The organism is Rufibacter aurantiacus (assembly GCF_017916345.1).
GTDB lineage: Bacteria > Bacteroidota > Bacteroidia > Cytophagales > Hymenobacteraceae > Nibribacter > Nibribacter roseolus.
Genome location: NZ_JAFMSV010000001.1, coordinates 811,300 through 830,616, shown reverse-complemented (window position 1 = coordinate 830,616; position 19,317 = coordinate 811,300). Strand labels below are relative to the sequence as shown.

Here is a 19,317-nt window from a genome sequence, read left to right as displayed (position 1 = left end):
GCTAAGCGGTAATAACGGGTGTCAATAGTTGTATGTAAAGGGCGATGCCCTCTTCCAGTTCTGAAAGGTAAATAAACTCATCGGCGGTGTGCGACCGCGCCGAATCACCGGGCCCTACCTTCACCGACGGGATGTTCAGCAGCGCCTGGTCGGAGGTGGTAGGGGAGCCGTACAGGTTCCGGCCTAGCTTGATGCCCGACTGCACAATGGGATGATTCTGGTCAATGGACGAGGGGCGCAAACGGGTAGACCGGGGCGTTACCTCACTCTTCACGTGCTCCCGAATAATGCTTAACACCTCCTCAGGCTGATAAGCATCAGTCATGCGCACGTCTACAGTAAACTTGCATTGGTCCGGCACTACGTTGTGCTGCGTTCCTGCCTGAATGATGGTGACGCTCATTTTGATTGGCCCCAGGAAGCTGGACTCCTTCGGGAAACGGAACGTGCGGAACCATTCAATATCAGGCAGCGCCTCATGGATAGCATTCACGCCTTCTTCGCGGGCAGCATGGCCACCTTGTCCGTGCGCCAAGCAATCCAGTACCATCAGGCCTTTTTCGGCCACGGCTAGGTGCATCTGGGTAGGTTCCCCCACAATGGCAAACTCCATGTCACCCAGTTCCGGGTACACCAGCTCAATACCGTTTCTTCCCGAGATTTCTTCCTCGGCGGTAGCCGCCAAAACCAGGTTATAGGTTAAATCCTGCCGCTCATAAAAGTGCAGGAATGTAGCGATGAGCGACACCAGACAACCGCCTGCGTCATTGCTGCCCAGGCCAATGAGTTTGTCATTTTGCACCGTAGGCGTAAAAGGGTCAAACGTCCAGCTGGGGTGCGGCTTCACGGTATCATGGTGCGAGTTCAGCAGCACCGTGGGCAAAGCCGGATTGTAGTGTTTGTTGAAGGCCCAGACGTTGTGCTCCTTGCGGTGAATCTCTACGCCTCTGGCCTGCAGAAACTGCGCAATCGCCTCTGCCGTTCCTGCCTCCTCTCGGCTGAAGGACTGAATGGAAATCAACTGCTGTAGCAGGGCTAATGCGTCTTGGTATAAGGTGTTATTCATTTAGGAGGTACACTATCCATGGTCCCCCTTAGAAGGGGGTAGGGGGATGATTATATCTGCTGATTTTCTTTTTTAGCTCATTTTTTGGAAAATAGGCCCAAATCAGCAACGCGTGGAGACAAGGCGGTGCCTGGTCTCTACTTTTCATCGGTATACAGCTTCTCGGCTTTTTGCGCCGAGGTCCGGATACCTTTAATCATGGCAGAGCTGAAGCCGTTGTGTTCCATCTCGTTGAGGCCGGCAATGGTGCAGCCTTTGGGCGAGGTCACTTTGTCAATCTCATTCTCCGGATGGCTCCCGAAGTGCAACAGCAGCGAAGCGGCGCCTTTGGCGGTTTGGGCCGCCATCCGCAGTGCATCGCCCGCGTGGAAACCGATCTCCGTGCCGCCCTGGGCTGCTGCGCGGATGGAGCGTAGGAAGAAGGCGATGCCGCAGGCAACCAAGGCCGTAGCGGAGGACATCAATTCTTCCTCAATCTCCACGGTTTCGCCCACGGCCGCGAAAATTTCTTTTACCAACGCGATGTTTTCAGGCGAGGCGTTCTTGCTTGTGATACACGTCATGGACTCCCGGATGGCGATGGCGGTATTGGGCATGGCGCGGACCACTTCCACCACTTTACCCAAGCGGCTGATGATATCGGTCACGGCCACACCGGTCACGATGGAGATGAACAGGTGGCGGCTGGGGTCAATGCTCTCGGAGATGTTGTCCAGCACGCTGTCCAGTTGCTGCGGCAAGATGCTCAGGACCACAATGTCGGCTTCAGACACGGCCAGGGCGTTGTTGCTGGAGGCGCGGTAACCCTGCTCCACCATCGGGTCAAGCAGCTTGGTGTTGCGGCGGGTGAGGGTGATGTCCCCGGCGCGGTATTTCCCGGAGGCCACCATGCCCTTCGCCAGCGCAATGCCCATGTTACCGCCGCCCAGAATGGCTATTTTCTTGTACTGTTCACTCATGGCTCTTTAGGTTGCAGCCGGCGCACCGGCTTCGGTTTAAAAATTCTCCCCGCAAGAAAGGTAATTTGCGGATTCCAGAAGTCGTTTTGAGCTAGTTTTCTGAAAATCAGACTCAAAACAGCTTTTGCCGGAGACACTCGTAGTGTGCGCAACTCCTATAAGTGTCTTACCGCGTGATCCTGGTTCCTGCTTTCCCGCCAGCGGCAATGTCTTTGATTTCCGCAGCATCTCCAATAATGACGGCATTTACTCCAGCTTGAAGCGCGGCAAAAGCGTTGTCCAATTTGGGCAGCATCCCCGCGAAAATGGCGCCTTGTTCTTTCAACTCAGCGTAATAATCAGGTTGGAGGTGATGAATGACACTGGTTTCGTCCTCCACATTCAGCAGCACCCCTTTCTTCTCGAAACAGTACACCAGGTTCACTTCAAATTTCTGACTTAACGCTACGGCCAGGGTAGAGGCGATGGTGTCGGCGTTGGTGTTGAGTAGACTGCCCTGCCCGTCATGCGTGAGCGCGGCGAAAACAGGCGTAAGGCCCTGTTCGGCCAAAGAAGCCAGGAAGGTAATGTTCACCTGCTCGGGGCTTTCCACATCGCCCACAAAACCGTAATCAATGTCTTTGACGGGGCGCTTATGGGCGGGAATCACGTTGGCATCGGCTCCGGTGAGGCCCAGGGAGTTGCAGCCGCGCGCCTGCAGTTGGGCCACCAGGTTCTTGTTCAGCAACCCGCCGTAGACCATGGTGACCACACGCAGGGTATCGGTATCGGTGATGCGGCGGCCGTTGACCATGTTGGGTTCAATGCCCAGCTGTTTGCTCAGTTCCGAGGCAATTTTCCCGCCGCCGTGTACCAGTATTTTTGGACCTTCTATGGAGGCGAAATCGGTGAGGAACTGCTCCATCTGCGCCGGGTTGTCCAGCACGTTTCCCCCGATTTTGATGACGTTTATTTTTTCAGACACTAGAGGTTGGTTTTAAACTTTACGCTGGCGCGAGCGTCCCGCTCGTGTCCGCACGTATTTCTGATGACTGATTATTTGTCATCCTGAAAGGATCTTGTGGGTGAACTAGAAAAGCCTTAATCAGGCGGTACTACTGTTGGTAACCAAGATCTTTCCAAGATGACATAAAGAGGATTTACAATGCCTGTAGGAATGCGTGCGGACACGAGCGGGACGCTCGCGCCAGCGGGGCATCATCCTAAAAGTAATTAGCCTTTAGTCAATGCTTTCCAGCAATCGCTTCAGTACAACCTGAGCGGCAAATTCACGGTTGGCGGCGGTTTGCACGACCAAAGAGTTGGGGCCGTCCAGGATCTCATCGCTGAGTTCAACGTTGCGGCGCACGGGGAGACAGTGCATTACTTTGGCGTTGTTCGTGTTGGCCAGGTGCTGGTTCGTGAGCATCCAACTGGCGTCTTGGGTGAGTACCTGTCCGTAGGGTGCGTAGGTGGACCAGTTCTTCACGTAGATGAAATCGGCGCCTTCCAGAGCCTCCTGTTGGTTGTAGGTGATGGTAGCGCCGTTGGTAAACTGCGGGTCCAGTTCGTAGCCCTCGGGGTGGGTGATGACGAAATCCACATCCGCGGCGCACATCCACTCGGCAAAGGAATTGGGAACGGCTTGTGGCAGGGCTTTCACGTGCGGAGCCCAGGTCAGGACCACCTTCGGCCGACGGCCTTTAGGGGCGTGCTCGGTGATGGTCACCAGATCGGCGAGGCTTTGCAGCGGGTGCCGCGTGGCAGATTCCAAACTCACGAAGGGCACGTTAGCGTACTGGATGAACTTCTGCAGGATTTCCTCAGAGTAATCTTCCTCCACGTTCTGCAGCTTGGGGAAGGAGCGCATGCCCAGCACATCGAAGTACTGGCCCATGACGGCCGCGGCGTCCTTGATGTGCTCCACGGTGGTGCCGTTCATGATGGCGCCGTCCTGGGTTTCCAGCGCCCAGCCTTCCTGGCCCATGTTCATCACCATCACGTTCATGCCCAGGCTCTGGGCCGCTTTCTGGGTGCTGAGGCGCGTCCGCAAGCTAGGGTTCAGGAAGATAAGGCCCAGGGTTTTATGTTTGCCCAGGCTCTCATGTGCGTAAGGGTGCTGCTTCAACACCAGCGCTTCCCGCACCAGTGACTCTAAATCTTCTACGTCGTGAACGGAAGTGAATTGCTTCATCTTTTTTATGGTATCAAGTATCGCGTATTAAGTAACACGACACCGGTTTGACATCAATCTAAAATCTTGATACGTGCTACGCGTTTTGTGAGACTAACGCAGAAAACGCCTCCAAGAACCTGTCTATCTCTGCCTTCGTGACATTGAGAGCAGGCAAGACCCGGATGGTGTTTTTGTTGGAGGCTGAGCCGGTGAAGATGCGGTACTCGTCCAGCAGGGCTTTGCGGAGCGGCGCGCACGGGTTTTCCAGCTCTATGCCCACCATCAGGCCCTGGCCGCGCACCTCACGCACACCGGGGATGGCTTTGGCTTTCTCCATGAGGTAGGAACCCATATTGGATGCATTCTCCACCAGGTTCTCCTGCTCCATCACTTCCAGCACGGCCAGAGCAGCAGCGCAGGCCAGGTAATTGCCCCCGAAGGTGGTGCCCAGCATGCCGTGCTTGGCTGGGATCTCCGGCGAAATGAGCACGCCCGCCACCGGGAAACCGTTGCCCATGCCCTTGGCGATGGTGATCAGATCTGGCTTGATGCCCGCGTGCTGATGCGCGAAGAATTTGCCGGAACGTCCGTAGCCCGACTGGATTTCGTCCAGAATGAGCAACGCGCCGTGTTTTCTGGCAGATTTTTCCAAATCCTGCAGAAACTGGGTGGTGGGGATGTTTACGCCACCTACGCCCTGGATACCTTCCACAATAATGGCCGCCACTTCGTTTGTGGCTAAGGTTTCTTCTACCGCGGCAGCATCATTGAACGGCAGGAAGATAATGTTCTCGGTTTCGTTCACCGGGGCCACAATGCTACGGTCATCCGTGGCGGCCACCACCGCCGAGGTTCTGCCATGGAAAGACTTGCTGAACGAGATCACTTTCTTGCGGCCGGTGTGGAAAGAGGCCAGTTTCAAAGCGTTCTCGTTCGCCTCCGCGCCGGAGTTGATCAGGAACAGTTGGTAGTCTTCGTAGCCACTTAGTTTGCCCAATTTGTCAGCCAATTCCTGCTGCTGCGGAATCTTCACGGAGTTGGAGTAGAAACCGATGTTGTTCAGTTGATCCGTAAGGCGCTGCACGTAATGCGGATGGCTGTGGCCGATGGAAATCACAGCGTGGCCACCGTACAGATCCAAGTATTCGGTGCCGTTCTCGTCCCAAAGGGTGGAGCCGAGGGCCTTCACTGGGGTTATATCAAAAAGAGGGTAAACGTCAAAGAGATTCATAGTTCGTAGCACGTATCACGCACCGCGTAACACGATTTCTGTTTTGGGTCTATTTTTCGGAAAACAGCCTTAAAACGGCTATTCTGATTTCTATTTCTTTTCGCTGGCGCGAGCGTCCCGCTCGTGTCCGCACGCATTCCAGATCCTCTTTTGCACATCAGCAGAACAATGTTCAGAAATGCGTGCGGACACGAGCGGGACGCTCGCGCCAGCGGAACCTTGAATTTGATCTTCGTTTTCGGCCTGGTTATTTGAAAACAAGCCTAAAACGAAGATCCTTAAAACCCGATGGCCTTCAACTGCAAACCAGCCCTTTCCTCCAACCCGAACAGCAGATTCATGTTCTGCACCGCCTGTCCCGAGGCACCTTTCAGCAGATTGTCAATCAAGCTGGTGATGACCAGTTGGCGGTCGTGCTTCTCCAGATAGAGGAGGCATTTGTTCGTGTTCACCACCTGCTTCAGATCTGGGTTCTGGTCCGTGAGAAGGGTGTACGGATGGCCTTCGTAGAACTGCCTGTACAATTGCTGTGCTTCTTCCAGGCTCAAATCTGAGTTCAGGTAGGTGGTGCACAATATGCCTCGGCTGAAGTTACCGCGGTAGGGTACAAACCTTATGGAAGTGTCCAGATTGCTTTGCAGCGATTGCAGGCTCTCCGTAATCTCATGCAGGTGCTGGTGCCCGAACACTTTGTAGCTGGAGATGTTGTTGTTGCGCCGGCTGAAGTGCGAGGTCTCGGCCAGTTTCTGCCCCGCGCCGGTGGAGCCCGTGATGCCGCTCACGTGCACTTCTTTTGGCAAAGAACCGTTTTGCGCCAGCGGTAGCAAGGCTAGCTGAATCGCCGTGGCAAAGCAACCTGGGTTCGCCACGTTAGCTGCCGTTTTGATTAGTTCGCGGTTAAGCTCCGGCAGACCGTACACAAATTGGCGGTTGCCCAAAGAAGACTTCTCCGTTAACCGGAAATCCTGGCTCAGGTCAATGATTTTCACCGCGTCTGGAATGGAGTTGGCGTCCAGAAACTTCTTCGCATCGCCGTGGCCTACGCATAGAAACAGTACATCCACCTCGGTACCCAGCTCGTTGGTGAAGACCAGGTCCGTGTCGCCAATCAAATCAGTGTGGGTATTAGTGACGGGCTTGCCGGCCTGGCTGTTGCTGTGCACAAAGCTGATTTCCGCGTGAGGGTGGTGCACCAGCAAACGGAGCAACTCACCACCGGTGTAGCCCGCTCCGCCCACTATGCCCACTTTTACAAGCTTACTTTGCGCCATCTTCGCCGTTGATTAAGCGGTACATCATGGTCTGGTTCCCGAAAATCTTGGAGAAGCCTTTCACATCTTCGCCGGTCCAGGCGTTGTTCATCTCACCGTACGACCCGAATTTAGACGACATTAAATCATGCTCTGATTCAATGCCTTCTACCTGGAAGCGGTACGGGGCCAGCAGCACGTGTACTTTTCCAGTCACGGTTTTCTGCGTGTCGGTCAGGAACGTCTCGATGTTGCGCATGGTAGGATCCAGGAACTGGCCTTCGTGCATCCAGTTGCCGTACCAGGTGGCCAGGCTGTCTTTCCAATACAGTTGCCATTTGGTGAGCGTGTGTTTCTCCAGGGCGTGGTGCGCCTTGATGATGACCATCGGCGCAGCCGCTTCAAACCCTACGCGTCCTTTGATCCCGATGATGGTATCACCCACGTGGATGTCCCGGCCAATCGCGAAACCGCCGGCAATCTCCTGCAACTTCTGGATCACGTGCACGGGTTTGTCAAACAGTTCATCGTTCAAGCCCACCGGTTCGCCGTTTTTGAAGTGCAGTGTGATACGCTCCGGGGTTTCTTTGGTTAGTTGGGTTGGGTACGCACTTTCTGGCAATGCCTGGTGAGAAGTCAAGGTCTCTTTACCACCCACCGAGGTTCCCCAAATGCCTTTGTTAATGGAGTACTGCGCCTTCTGGAAATCCATCTCCACGCCGCGCTCTTTGAGGTAGGCAATTTCTTCCTCGCGAGAAAGTTTCAGGTCGCGGATGGGGGTAATCACCTGCACGTTCGGCACCAGTATATTGAACACCATGTCAAAGCGTACCTGGTCGTTGCCGGCACCGGTGCTGCCGTGGGCCACCGCCTCCGCGCCAATCTCCTGGGCGTACTTGGCAATGGCCACCGCCTGCGAGATGCGCTCGGCGCTCACCGATAGGGGATAGGTGTTGTTTTTCAATACATTCCCGAAGATGAGGTACTTCAGGCAGGATTGGTAGTAGTTATCGGTTTCGTCTAAGGTTACGTGGTGCGTTACGCCCAGATTCTCGGCCCTTCGGGCGATCTCGGCTAACTCATCTTCTGAGAAGCCGCCGGTATTCACGATGGCCGAATAGATTTCATAACCTTGTTCCAGCAGGTACTTCACACAGAAAGATGTGTCTAAGCCGCCACTGAACGCGAGAACTACTTTTTTCATTTTTAATGACTGATTGAGAGAATGAATGATTGAGAGAGTATTTTAAAGGAGTGAATGAGTGGTTGAGAGAATGAGTGATTGAAAAAAACTATTCGCTCATTCTCCCAATCATTCAATCACTCATTGTCCTTGGGCGGTACAAACAGCATGGCCGTGCAGAGGCAGTTGCTGCGGTTCTTGGCTGTGAGGATGTCAAAGTTCACACAGCTGCGGCAGCCTTTCCAGAACTCCTCGTCGTTGGTGAGCTCAGAATAGGTCACCGGACGGTAGCCCAGGTCTGAGTTGATTTTCATCACTGCCAGCGCTGTGGTCAATCCGAAGATTTTCGCCTCCGGATACTTAGTACGCGACAACTCAAACACTTTCTGCTTGATGCGCTTGGCCAACCCGCTTTTGCGCAGGTGCGGTGACACGATGAGGCCCGAGTTGGCCACGTATTCGCCGTGGCCCCAGGTTTCTATGTAGCAGAAACCAGCCCAGTTGCCTTCCGCGTCGAACGCGATCACGGCTTTGCCTTCCCGCATTTTCTGGGCCACATAGTCTGGAGATCGCTTCGCAATGCCGGTACCGCGTGCTTTCGCCGAGGCTTCCATCTCGTCGCAGATCTGCTGTGCAAAGGGGGTGTGCTCCTCAGTAGCAACCACTACCGTGAAAGCGTTATTTGAAGTTTCCATGGAAGGAACAGATGCAATAGGCTGCAACTCTACAGCCGAAGCGTATGTACGCATCGCTATATGTTTGTTAAAAAAATAAAAAAGAAAAGGAGGTACTGCTACCAACTTAAGAGTTGGTATACAGAGATGCATCCGGGTTGGTTGTAGATTACAACCTGCGCCGGTGGCCTAGCGCCTGGATCGGGTAAGGTAAATGGGTTCACAAAAAACTGTTCTGGGCAGAACAGAAAAAAGCGCACTCCTCAATACGGAGCGTTTTACCGTTGCCACAACAACTGATAAAAGCGACTTTTTATTCATTGATTTAGGATCGTGTAAAAAATGTTGGCTTCTGCTTGAAAGCTTCCGCAAAGATTTCAATAAAAAAATCAAAATACCAACGGTTTGGTTCATTTCTTAAAGAAAAATTAATCTAAGCTTGGTAATCCTCAGCGGCAAAAGCAATAAGCCCAGGAAAGCGCCAACCTCAATAAAAAGCGTTTAGAGGCTGTTCTTGGAGAATTGAGACTAAAACGAAATGAGCAGAGAAAGCCCGAACACCACTGCTTGTTGTTGGCCACACCAGACATTGCTCAGAGGAAATTGACCTGCATGAAACAGTATGGTTTTGGATTATCTTCTTGTGCTGTTTGTCTGCATCAATGATGGAAATGGGTGTAAAAAGGGAAAGTCCTTAAAAGAACTATCCATGAATTGGTTCTTTTAAGGACTTTCCCTTTTTGGCGTTTATAGCTCGTTTTTGCTTAAATGGTGTTGTAGTAATTGATTACCTGGGTTAAATCTTTGTCGTTTTTAAGATTCAGTTTATTGGCGGTGATGTAGCCTTTCAGAGCATCTTTTTTGTTTTTCAGCGCAGACAAAACCGATTTTTCATCATTCTTTATTTTGGTAAGCTCATCACCCTGTTTAAGGTAGTAGATGGTGACTTCGGCAATCCTTTTGGTGACAGTGGCTGAATTGAATGCTTTTTCTTCTCTTATTACCTTGAAGTCCCTTTTCAGCAGACTCACCGGTCCGGAAGCCAGGACTTCATAAAACGTGTTGGCTTGTGCGCTTTTATCAACGGTGGGGCCACTCACAAATGTTCTGGTCTGTTCAGTGACTTTGTCCCGAGAGTAGTCGATGGTGAAGGAAGTTACGGGTTGGGTGAGTTCCATCACTATGCCATGTTTGTTTTTGAACTGCAGCAGGCCTTCCACCATGTCATACTTCAATTCTACGTCTTTGTGGATGGTGCCATTGGGGAGTGTGATGGTTCCTTTGCTAAAGTCTTCCTGTAAAAAGGGGGTTCCTTCCACGTTAACGTACTGGTTTATCCTGATAGGCCGGCCGTTCACTTCCTCTAAATAAACTTGGGCAGTGGTTCTCATACTGGTACATGCTATGAGCAGCAATACCAACCATAAAAGTTTGTTTGGGTTCATGTTAAATGGTGAGATGTTGTAAGTTAAAGTAAAATAGTGCTACATCTGCAACGCTTATAAAGCTAAAGAAATTGAGCGTAAGTACCGTTTGTCTCAGGCTGAAATAAAATAAGCCCTCAGGTAAGTCTGAGGGCTTATTAGTTATTCATTCAGGGTTTGATTGAATGACTTTTCATTTATCATCTACTATTCCCAACCCGGATTCTGCTGAATGTTAGGGTTGGCAGTTATCTCGGTGCGTGGAATTGGCAGTATTCTCTTTGGATCGCTGTAGGGAAGATCATTTGGTGCTCTTCTTCTGCCAGTGATATCAGCCATTAGCCTGTTGAGGGTGGCAAAACGATCGCCTTCAAAAGCCAGTTCTTTTCTGCGCTCCGTAATGATATCGTTCAGGAGTTGCGTTCCGGTAGAGGCGTATACCTTGCCTGGTTCTCTCTCGGCTACCAAAGTATTCAGATACGTGAGTGCCAGTTCATCATTCCCGGTACGGTTGGCTGCCTCGGCGGCAATGAGGTAAACCTCAGACATCCGGATCACTACTTTGTCTTCAGCGTCGCCAGCTATGGCATTGTACTTAGTGACAATGTAGGCTGGGTTGTCACCGGCGCCTCTTCTACCTACCCTAATCAACTGTCTTCTGATATCATCAGGTGAATACTGGGCAAAAAGGCTTGGCGTAGCCAGGTTCTGTCCGTAACCACCCTGGTTAAAGAAGTAGGCATATTCATTTACCCCGTTGTTCTCCGTCTGGGTAGCAGAAACCTCAAACAATGACTCCAGGCCTTGCAGTTTGGTGGCGTCTGTCTCTGCCCAATAAGATAATACAGACTCATATGGCAACAGCTCAACGCCGCTTTCATTGATGACTTCCTCTGCTTGCTGTAAAGCCAAAGCGTAGTCACCTTTGTAGAGGTTTACTTCGGCCTGCAAAGCGCGGGCGGCATATTTAGACAAGCGTACCGTGCCTTCATCCAGGGTCATCATGGTGTAGGCTTTGTCCAAATCAGACAAGATCTGGGCGTACACCTCAGCTACCGTATTCCGGCTTGGCTGCGCATTGTATTCGAACTCTTTCAAGACGAGTGGCACACCTAAATGCGAGGCATTGGCGGTTTCATTGTAAGGTCTGGCAAAGTGCCGCACCAATTCAAAATACATTAGGGCTCTTAAAGCATAAGCCTCGCCTTTGTACTGGTCTACTGCTTCCTGGTCGGTAACAGTAGGGTTTGAATTGATGATCGCGTTGGTTCGGTTGATCACGTCATAGGCCCCTGTCCAGATCTCGGTTACTTCCCCGCTGTTGTTCAGGAAATTGTAGCCGGAGAGAGAGTTGAAATAACCCGAGTTGGAAGTAGCGACATACATGTTGTCGGCGAGCATGTCTCCCAGCACCGGTAGGTTCAAGCCATACAGGTTTGTAGAAGCAAGTCCGCCATACGCTCCTCTTAGGGCGCTTAGAACATCATTGTCTGTGCGAAGGGCTTCATTTGCGTTGATGCCCGTTGAAGGTGTTTCATCCAGGAACTCATCACCGCAGGAACTGAGCATGCCTGCAGAAAGCAGCCCAGCTAAAAGCATTACCTTATAATTATTTTTCATGAGGTCTTTTTAAAATTAGAAGCCAACGTTAATACCAAAAGTGACTGTTTTAGGAACACTGATTTCGAAGTTTGTGGTTCCCGTAACTCCCCCTGCCTCAGGGTCATAAGGAAGTGTGTCGTCTTTCACCCAAGTAGCTAAGTTGGTTCCTCTCAGGTATACTCTTACGTTAGTCATTTTTAGGTTTCCAATAAGACTGGCTGGTAAGCTGTACCCCAGTGTTACATCTCTCAGGCGAATGAAATCACCTTTGTTCAGGTTGTTTGTAGACAAAGAGCGATAACGCAAGTCATTGTCATAAGACAACATAGGCACAGAAGCCTGGTCACCTTCCTGTTGCCATCTGTCAAGTTGGGTTGCTCTTTGGTTGAATCCGCTCAGGTACCATCCACCACTGTTCAGATACTGGAAGTATGGGTCGCGGATGTAGTTGCCATAGCTATAGTAAAACAAGGCATCAAGGGTCAGGCCTTTGTAAGTAAGGGTGGTACCTGCACTACCAAAAGCAGTAGGTAAGGCAGATTTCCCGGTCAATGAATAAGCAGCCTGTGAGTAAGTTTTAGTGGTCTCTGACTGAGACGCATCTGTATACCACATTGGCATGCCATCCTCAGGATCTACACCAGCCCAGATTGGCATGTAGAACTGGTAGATATCCTGACCCACTTGTCTGATGAAACCACCGGTTTGTTGCTTGTCTACCGCAAGCTCTGTGATCTCGTTTTTGTTTCTGGAGATGTTAAAGCTCAGGTCCCACTTAAAGTCTCCTACTTGGATTGGAGTACCGGAAATGGCAAGCTCAAAGCCACTGTTTTTCATGGCTCCAATGTTTTCCAGAATACTAGGGAAACCAGTTGTTAAGGAAAGCGGACGGTTCAGCAGCAGGTCTGAGGTAGTTCTGGAGTAATAGTCTGCGGTTAAGCTTAAGCGGTTGTCAAACAAAATCGCATCAATACCCACGTCAAATGGTTTATTTTTCTCCCAGGTGAGGTTGGCATTACCCAGTGATGATGGTGTGGCAGCCACAGCGCCTTCGTATGTGCTGGCATAAGAATAAACTCTTCTCCAGTCATAGTTACCAATCCCGGCGTTACCGTTTACCCCATAGGAGGTTCTTAGCTTCAACTGGTTGATCCAGTCATAATCTTGCATGAAATCTTCCTGGTCAATGTTCCAGCTAGCGCCTACAGACCAGAAGTTACCGTATCTGTTCTCTGAACCGAATCTGGAAGAACCGTCTCTCCTGAAGGAGCCAGACAATACATACTTGCCTTTGTAAGAAATATCTCCTAAAGACAGGATGGACGCAAAGGAGTAGCCTTCATTGGCTCCATTGGCCGTGATTGGCGTGGCGGCGTTAGAAGGAGCCGTGAAATCAATGTTCAGCGGCATGTTCTCGGCATACACATTGGATGTGTAGATTGAGGATCTCTGCGCTTCATAACCACCTTTCAGGTTTACAACCCAGGCATTGTCCTTGTTAATGTCCCAGGTGTAGTTCAACAGGTTTGTCCATACCCAGTTGAAATAACGGGTATAATACCTTGTGGAGCTACCGCCTACTGACTCTGCATCACCATAGAAAGGGTTTTGGTAGTTGTCTTCTTCCAGACTGTTGTAGTCAATACCATACTTTGTAGTGAAGGAGAGGCCTGGCAAAATTTTATACTCTGCATTCAAGCTCCCGATAGCCTTTAAGATGTTGCTCTCGTTTTTATCCAATTCCGCCAGACGGAGTGGGTTGAAAGGGCCTTGTGGTTCAGCATCAAGACCAAGGGTTGGCATCAGGAATAAACCAGCCAGAATTGGGTTGGCAAAGAATCCACTGTTAAGCGGACCGGTTTGAGTACTATTGGAAAGCAACAGGTTAGTACCTACTGCCAGCTTCTGGTTTAAGCTGTGTCTGATATTTAAACCACCAGAGTATCTTGTGAATTCCGAGTTAAGAGTGGTGCCTTCCTGGTTGAAATAACCACCAGAGATATTGAAGGTAGTTTTTTCATCTCCCCCTGAAGCGGCAAGGTTATATTGTTGCGTTTTACCTGTTTGCAGTACTTCATCTTCCCAGTTGGTATTCACTTCTGGGTCTAGCCCGAAGTTCTCTTGAATGAATGCGCCAATATTGTCTTCATTCAGTTCATAGAAGTCCCAGTAGCCATCATTGCGTAGCGCCTCTCCCAGCAACTCAATGTTTTCGGCAGTGGTAAGCATGCGGGTTTTTTCATTGTAATAAGCCCGTTTGGCTACCCCGTACTCTGCATCAAAACGCACTTTGGTTTTTCCGGCCCGGCCGCTCTTGGTGGTAATTACAATTACCCCGTTGGCCGCTCTTGAACCATAAATAGAGGCAGCAGAGGCATCTTTCAATACGTTGATGCTCTCAATATCATTGGGGTTAATACCAGCCAAAGCGTTGGCGGTGGTAGTGTTTCTAGACAAATCACCAGAGTTGATGGGAACTCCATCTACTACGAATAGGGGTGCAGAGGAACCAGTGATGGAACCAATACCCCTGATGCGAATCTGCTGGGCAGAACCTGGTTGGCCTGAAGCACCAACTGACTGTAGACCAACCACCCGGCCTTGTAGGGCCTTGTCAACAGAAGACATAGGGATGTTCTCTATTTCAGCCCCACCAACCTGTGACACGGCCCCGGTTTGCTCTAATTTGGTTTGGGTACCATAACCAGTTACTACTACCTCGCTCAGGGTACGGGCATCTGTTGATAAGCGAACATCTATGTTTGATTGACCTCCAATAGCAATTTCTCTGTTGGTGTATCCAATGAAAGAGAATACGAGAGTTCCCCCAGAAGCCGGTACAGAAATGGTGTAGCTACCATTAACATCTGTAGGCGCAGCAGTGCTGGTTCCTTTGAGCTGGACTGTTACCCCAGGCATTGCATCGCCTGTTGCAGCATCAGTCACCCTTCCTGTGATCGTCCTTGATTGCGCCACGGCCTCCTGCAGAACCATAGACAACAAGAAAAGACTTAATAGTAAAATTTTCTTCATGTTGGTTTTTGTTTGTTTAGGTAAATGAAGTGTATAAAAATAACAATTATTAATATAAACCAATAACCCTTGAGCTATTAGTTTGTTTTTTTAGTGTATTTCTCTGCATAACTGATACTTAACATATGGTTATTTTGATGAGGTGCTGTAATGTGCTGAAGCACAGCCGTTTTTAATAATATGTTAATTAGAATATAATCAAAATTATATATTCTTTACAAGGATGCAGACAGAAGGATGCTGTAGTTTAATTGTTGGCAAATCTGTTGAGAGGATAGAAGCTGTAACGTTTTTTGTTTCTAAGGGTTTTGTAAATATTCATTGCCAAGATAGAACAACCACTGTCATGTGTCATTGCCATGACGAGCAACTGCCTCCTCATGGTTGCTCAAGTTTGACAACCTGCGCAATGACTTTCAGATCTGCCACAATGTGAGGCCTTTATATCCAAAAAAAATCAGGGCTTGGTTTTAGGGAGTAAGGCAAGCCAGTTACTTTTCATTCTATCAATTTCTTATAACCATAGAGGGTTGCCAATGCCTATATGATAATAGGACACCATGTTTCTATTAATTTCATAAAGAATATTCAATAAATTAAAAATAAAATTACAAGTTCAATTTTGAATCTTGAGTTTACTAAATTGTTTCTGGAAAAGTGAGACAGTAAAATATTCCATTTTTTCTATTTTAATTCAAGGCTTGGTTATTGTATTTTACAAACGTTTTATTTTTAGAGATCTTTAAGTAAGTAGAAGATTTTATCTGTTTTGTGAAGTGTAAAATACTTAGGCATAAGGAATTGAGTGTTGTTTTGAATGGCTGTTGCAATGTTGATAGGTTTAGTTGAATGGTGTATTTCCATTTTGGTTTTGTGGTGGTGCATGCCTGTTTAATCAATGGCAAAGCTTCAGAAAAAGCGCAGGGTGGAAGTCTTATAGCTCTTGAAAAAGCTAATTACAGCTGGATAAAACTCTATGCATCAGTATGCCAGTACACAAAAGATTAAAGAATTCTTGCCTGAAAGCTTCTTCATTCCATCAAATAGAGGATTAAGGCAAAGAGATATGACTTGCGGGTTTTCTCCTTAAAACCGTAAAAAGGCCTTAAAACGGGAGCAGTCTGCTTGAGAAAATGTTTAGGTCTAAAGTAAAGGTTCGAAATTGTAAATAATTCAAGAACGCGGGAGAGAAGGTGAAGAGTAGCCCCAAAAGTTATTTGTCTTATTCAAACAATGGAATACATTCAGTGAGTGGAAGCACAGGGTTTCTCTCTCCAAAAAGTCTGTATTGATTGTGCTAGAGTGAATTTTCTACCTTTGGCTCATTTTTAAAGCTGGAAAATTGATTTAAATAAAACATGGAGCTAACCTCTAAGTAAAGGTGGGAATTCTGGCCTGGTGAAGAGTTTAAGAAAAAAAGTTAGGATTTGAGATGGTGAAAAACTAAAAACCTTGTTTCTGAGCCAAGAATCGCTTAATATTAGGCAACGATAAAACCATTTATAACCTAACTACAACCTAACATGAAGAAAGTCTTACTTTTAGTTCTTGTTCTGTTCACCGTGGTGCTACAACAAGCCGCGGCGCAGAATAGGACTATTACAGGGAAAGTCACAGACGCAAGTACTGGCGAGGGAATGCCAGGAGTGACTGTCCAGCTCAAGGGAAGCACTACAGCAGTGCCTACGGATGTTAATGGAAGTTATTCCATCAGCGTGCCTGCTGGTGGTGGTACACTCGTATTCACTTTCATTGGTTACACAAACCAGGAAGTGGCCATTGGAAACCAAACTTCTGTTAACGTAAGATTGTCTACTGATGCAGAACAGCTGAAAGAAGTTGTGGTAACAGCTTTAGGTGCCGAAAGAACCAAGAACTCATTGCCTTACGCTGCGCAGCAGGTACAGGGCGAGGCCCTTACGGTTGCTCGTAACCCCAACGCCGTTAACTCATTGGCTGGTAAAGTGGCTGGTTTGAACATTACGCAAAACAACACCATGGGTGGTTCTACCAACGTGGTAATGCGCGGTACCAAATCAATCACTGGTAACAACCAGGCTCTGTTTGTAGTAGATGGCGTTCCAATCAGCAATGCCAACACCAACTCCGCTAACCAAAGAACGGGCCGTGGCGGTTATGACTATGGTAACGCTGCTGCTGACATCAACCCAGACGACATTGAGTCAATGAGCGTTCTGAAAGGTGCCGCTGCAACTGCACTTTATGGCTCACGCGCCGCTAACGGTGTGATCATGATCACTACTAAAAAAGGTAGAAGAGGTTTGGGTATCACCATGAACAATGGTGTAACTATGGGCTTTGTTGATAAAAGCACTGCTCCTAAATACCAGAAACAATACGGTGCTGGTTATGGTCCTTTCTATGGCCCGGATGAAGATGCTTATTTCAACCAGCGTGACATGAACGGCGATGGCGTTCTGGACTTAGTTGTTCCTTTCACTGAAGATGCTTCTTACGGTGCTCCTTTTGATCCAAGCCTGATGGTGTATCAGTGGAACTCATTAGATCCAACCTCTCCGCAATACCGTCAGGCTACTCCCTGGGTAGGTGCTAAAAACGATCCTAACTATTTCTTTGAAGATGCTGTTTCTGTGAACAACAGTGTTGTTTTAGATGGTGGCAACGATAACGGTAGCTTCAAATTGGGTTTCACCCGCAATGAGGACAAAGGTATTCTGCCAAACAGTAACCTTACCAAGAACATGATCAATTTTGCGGCTACTTATAACGTGTCGCCTAAATTGACTACCAGTGCGTCTGTTAACTTCTCCAAAGTGAATGGCTTAGGTCGTTACGGAACTGGTTATAGCTCTTTCAACCCAATGCAGCAATTCAGACAATGGTGGCAAACCAATGTTGACCTGAAAGAGCAGAAAGAAGCTTATTTCCGCAACAGACAGAACATTACCTGGAACACTCGTAGTGCCACTGACTTGAGACCAATCTACTCTGACAACCCTTACTGGGTACGTTATGAGAACTATGAAAATGATGAGCGTTACCGTTATTTTGGTAATGTATCTGCCACTTATAAGTTCGCTGACTGGTTTAACCTGATGGGTAGAGTTACTTTGGACTCTTATGATGAGATGCAGGAAGAAAGAAATGCGGTAGGTAGTACCGGTGTCGCTGCTTATTCTCGTTTCAACAGAACTTCCAGAGAGTTTAACTATGACCTGATTGCTAATTTTAACAAAATGGTAGCAGGCGGCGATGTTAGCTTATCTGGTTTGATTGGTGCTAACATTCGCAGAAACTACGAGAGCTCCATCTTTGCCACAACTAACGGAGGTCTGGTAGTTCCTAGATTGTATTCTCTCTCTAACTCAGTAAGCCCAATCAACGCACCAACTGAGAGTGAGTTGAGAACCGGAATGGATGGTATCTTTGCCAGTGCTACAGTTGGTTACAAAGAAACTGTGTTCTTAGATGTGACAGCAAGAAGAGACAAGGCTACTACCTTGTTGGCTCCTAACAATGTGTTCTATTATCCATCTGTTGCAACCAGCTACGTTTTCTCAGAAACTCTGAAAGAAACTTTGCCTTGGTTAAGCTATGGTAAAGTGCGTTTGAACTATGCAGAAGTAGGTAACGATGCTCCAGCCTTGTCTATCTATGACGTGTATGACAAACCAACTGCCTGGGGTTCTATTCCTTTGTTCTCTGTAGTTGGAACTAAAAACAACCAAAACCTGAAACCAGAAAGAACCAAAAGTGTGGAAGCTGGTTTAGAGATGGCCTTCTTGCAAGGTAAATTTGGTTTTGACATGTCAGTTTATAAAACTAACACAGTAGACCAAATCTTACCAGTGAGCGTTTCTACAGCTACAGGTTACAACTCTACCTTCGTGAACTCTGGTAATGTGGAAAATAAAGGTATTGAAGTATCAGCCTTTGTTAACCCCGTTAAAAACGATGATTTCTCTTGGACCGTGAATGTGAACTGGTCTAAAAACAGAAACGAAGTAATTTCATTGTACGAAGGTGTTCAAAACATTTCATTGGCTACCTACCAAGGTGGTATGTCTTCTAACGCTACCGTAGGTCGTCCGTTTGGTACACTGCGCGGTGCTGGATTTGTTTACAAAGACGGCCAGAAAGTAGTGGATGAAGATGGACACTACATGCTTTCTTCAAACAGAGAAATTGGTGATCCTAATGCCAACTGGAGAGGTGGTATTTCTAACACCTTAAACTACAAAGGTATTGGCTTATACTTCTTAGTTGACGTGCGTCAAGGCGGAGATGTGTTCTCTTTGGATAATTTCTACGGTTTTGGTACAGGTCTTTATGAAGAAACTACTCAGAACAATGACCTTGGAAACCCATCTCGTTTGCCAATCGCTCAAGGTGGTGGAGTTATCCTGCCAGGTGTGAAAGAAGACGGTACGCCAAACGACATCCGTGTAGAAAACGGTGAAGGTCTTTATGGTTACTACATGCCACAAGAGGCGCATGTTTATGATGCCAGCTTTGTAAAACTGAGAGAAGTTTCTTTGAGCTATTCTTTACCAGCTCCGTTGATGGCTAAATTGAAACCTTTCTCTGCAATTGATTTGTCTCTGGTAGGTAGAAACCTGTGGATCATCCACAAAAACCTGCCTTACGCAGATCCAGAAGATGGTTTGAGCTCTGGTAACTTAGGACAAGGATATATTTCTGGTAGCTACCCAACTACCCGTAATATTGGATTTAACCTTAGATTCAAATTTTAATTAA

Annotated in this window: 11 protein-coding genes and 1 pseudogene; 1 reads left to right on the top strand and 11 read right to left on the bottom strand. The window is 48.3% G+C overall.

All coding sequences use genetic code 11. The features are described from left to right. Position 1 precedes the first annotated feature (1 nt). From J3P34_RS03330 to J3P34_RS03280, 11 genes and pseudogenes are all read right to left on the bottom strand, one after another. The gene (locus tag J3P34_RS03330) at positions 2-1,066 is read right to left on the bottom strand and encodes a M20 family metallo-hydrolase (RefSeq protein WP_210486415.1); all 1,065 of its coding nucleotides are present in this window, start codon (positions 1,064-1,066) and stop codon (positions 2-4) included. A 137-nt stretch (positions 1,067-1,203) separates the two neighbouring features. After that, entirely contained in the window at positions 1,204-2,025 is an 822-nt protein-coding gene (proC, locus tag J3P34_RS03325; protein ID WP_210486413.1) for a pyrroline-5-carboxylate reductase, read from the bottom strand. 166 nt (positions 2,026-2,191) lie between these two features. Further along, positions 2,192-2,989 (bottom strand): acetylglutamate kinase, encoded by a 798-nt coding sequence (argB, locus tag J3P34_RS03320; protein ID WP_210486412.1) that lies wholly within the window; start codon positions 2,987-2,989, stop codon positions 2,192-2,194. A 255-nt stretch (positions 2,990-3,244) separates the two neighbouring features. Then, complete coding sequence (locus J3P34_RS03315; protein ID WP_210486411.1) at positions 3,245-4,198, bottom strand: Rossmann-fold NAD(P)-binding domain-containing protein; 954 nt, start codon at positions 4,196-4,198, stop codon at positions 3,245-3,247. 76 nt (positions 4,199-4,274) lie between these two features. Continuing rightward, positions 4,275-5,411 carry an aspartate aminotransferase family protein gene (locus tag J3P34_RS03310; protein ID WP_210486410.1) on the bottom strand — a complete coding sequence of 379 codons (1,137 nt, stop codon included), beginning with the start codon at positions 5,409-5,411 and terminating at the stop codon, positions 4,275-4,277. Positions 5,412-5,689: 278 nt separating this feature from the next. Next, complete coding sequence (gene argC / locus J3P34_RS03305; RefSeq protein ID WP_210486409.1) at positions 5,690-6,682, bottom strand: N-acetyl-gamma-glutamyl-phosphate reductase; 993 nt, start codon at positions 6,680-6,682, stop codon at positions 5,690-5,692. Further along, on the bottom strand, positions 6,669-7,865 hold the full coding sequence (gene argG, locus J3P34_RS03300; RefSeq protein ID WP_210486408.1) for an argininosuccinate synthase: 1,197 nt from the start codon (positions 7,863-7,865) through the stop codon (positions 6,669-6,671). Before argG ends, argC begins: the two co-directional genes overlap by 14 nt. A gap of 128 nt (positions 7,866-7,993) precedes the next feature. Beyond that, positions 7,994-8,539 (bottom strand): annotated as a pseudogene (locus J3P34_RS03295) (GNAT family N-acetyltransferase); the annotation flags it as partial. A 743-nt stretch (positions 8,540-9,282) separates the two neighbouring features. Then, positions 9,283-9,909: a hypothetical protein gene (locus J3P34_RS03290; protein WP_210486407.1), complete on the bottom strand. Its 627-nt coding sequence runs from the start codon at positions 9,907-9,909 to the stop codon at positions 9,283-9,285. A 240-nt stretch (positions 9,910-10,149) separates the two neighbouring features. After that, positions 10,150-11,562 (bottom strand): RagB/SusD family nutrient uptake outer membrane protein, encoded by a 1,413-nt coding sequence (locus J3P34_RS03285; RefSeq protein ID WP_210486406.1) that lies wholly within the window; start codon positions 11,560-11,562, stop codon positions 10,150-10,152. Positions 11,563-11,577: 15 nt separating this feature from the next. Beyond that, positions 11,578-14,577, bottom strand: a complete 3,000-nt coding sequence (locus J3P34_RS03280) for a SusC/RagA family TonB-linked outer membrane protein (protein ID WP_210486405.1) — start codon at positions 14,575-14,577, stop codon at positions 11,578-11,580. A gap of 1,523 nt (positions 14,578-16,100) precedes the next feature. Between J3P34_RS03280 and J3P34_RS03275 the strand changes: the two genes are divergently transcribed. Beyond that, positions 16,101-19,313 carry a SusC/RagA family TonB-linked outer membrane protein gene (locus tag J3P34_RS03275; protein ID WP_210466369.1) on the top strand — a complete coding sequence of 1,071 codons (3,213 nt, stop codon included), beginning with the start codon at positions 16,101-16,103 and terminating at the stop codon, positions 19,311-19,313. Positions 19,314-19,317 lie beyond the last annotated feature (4 nt).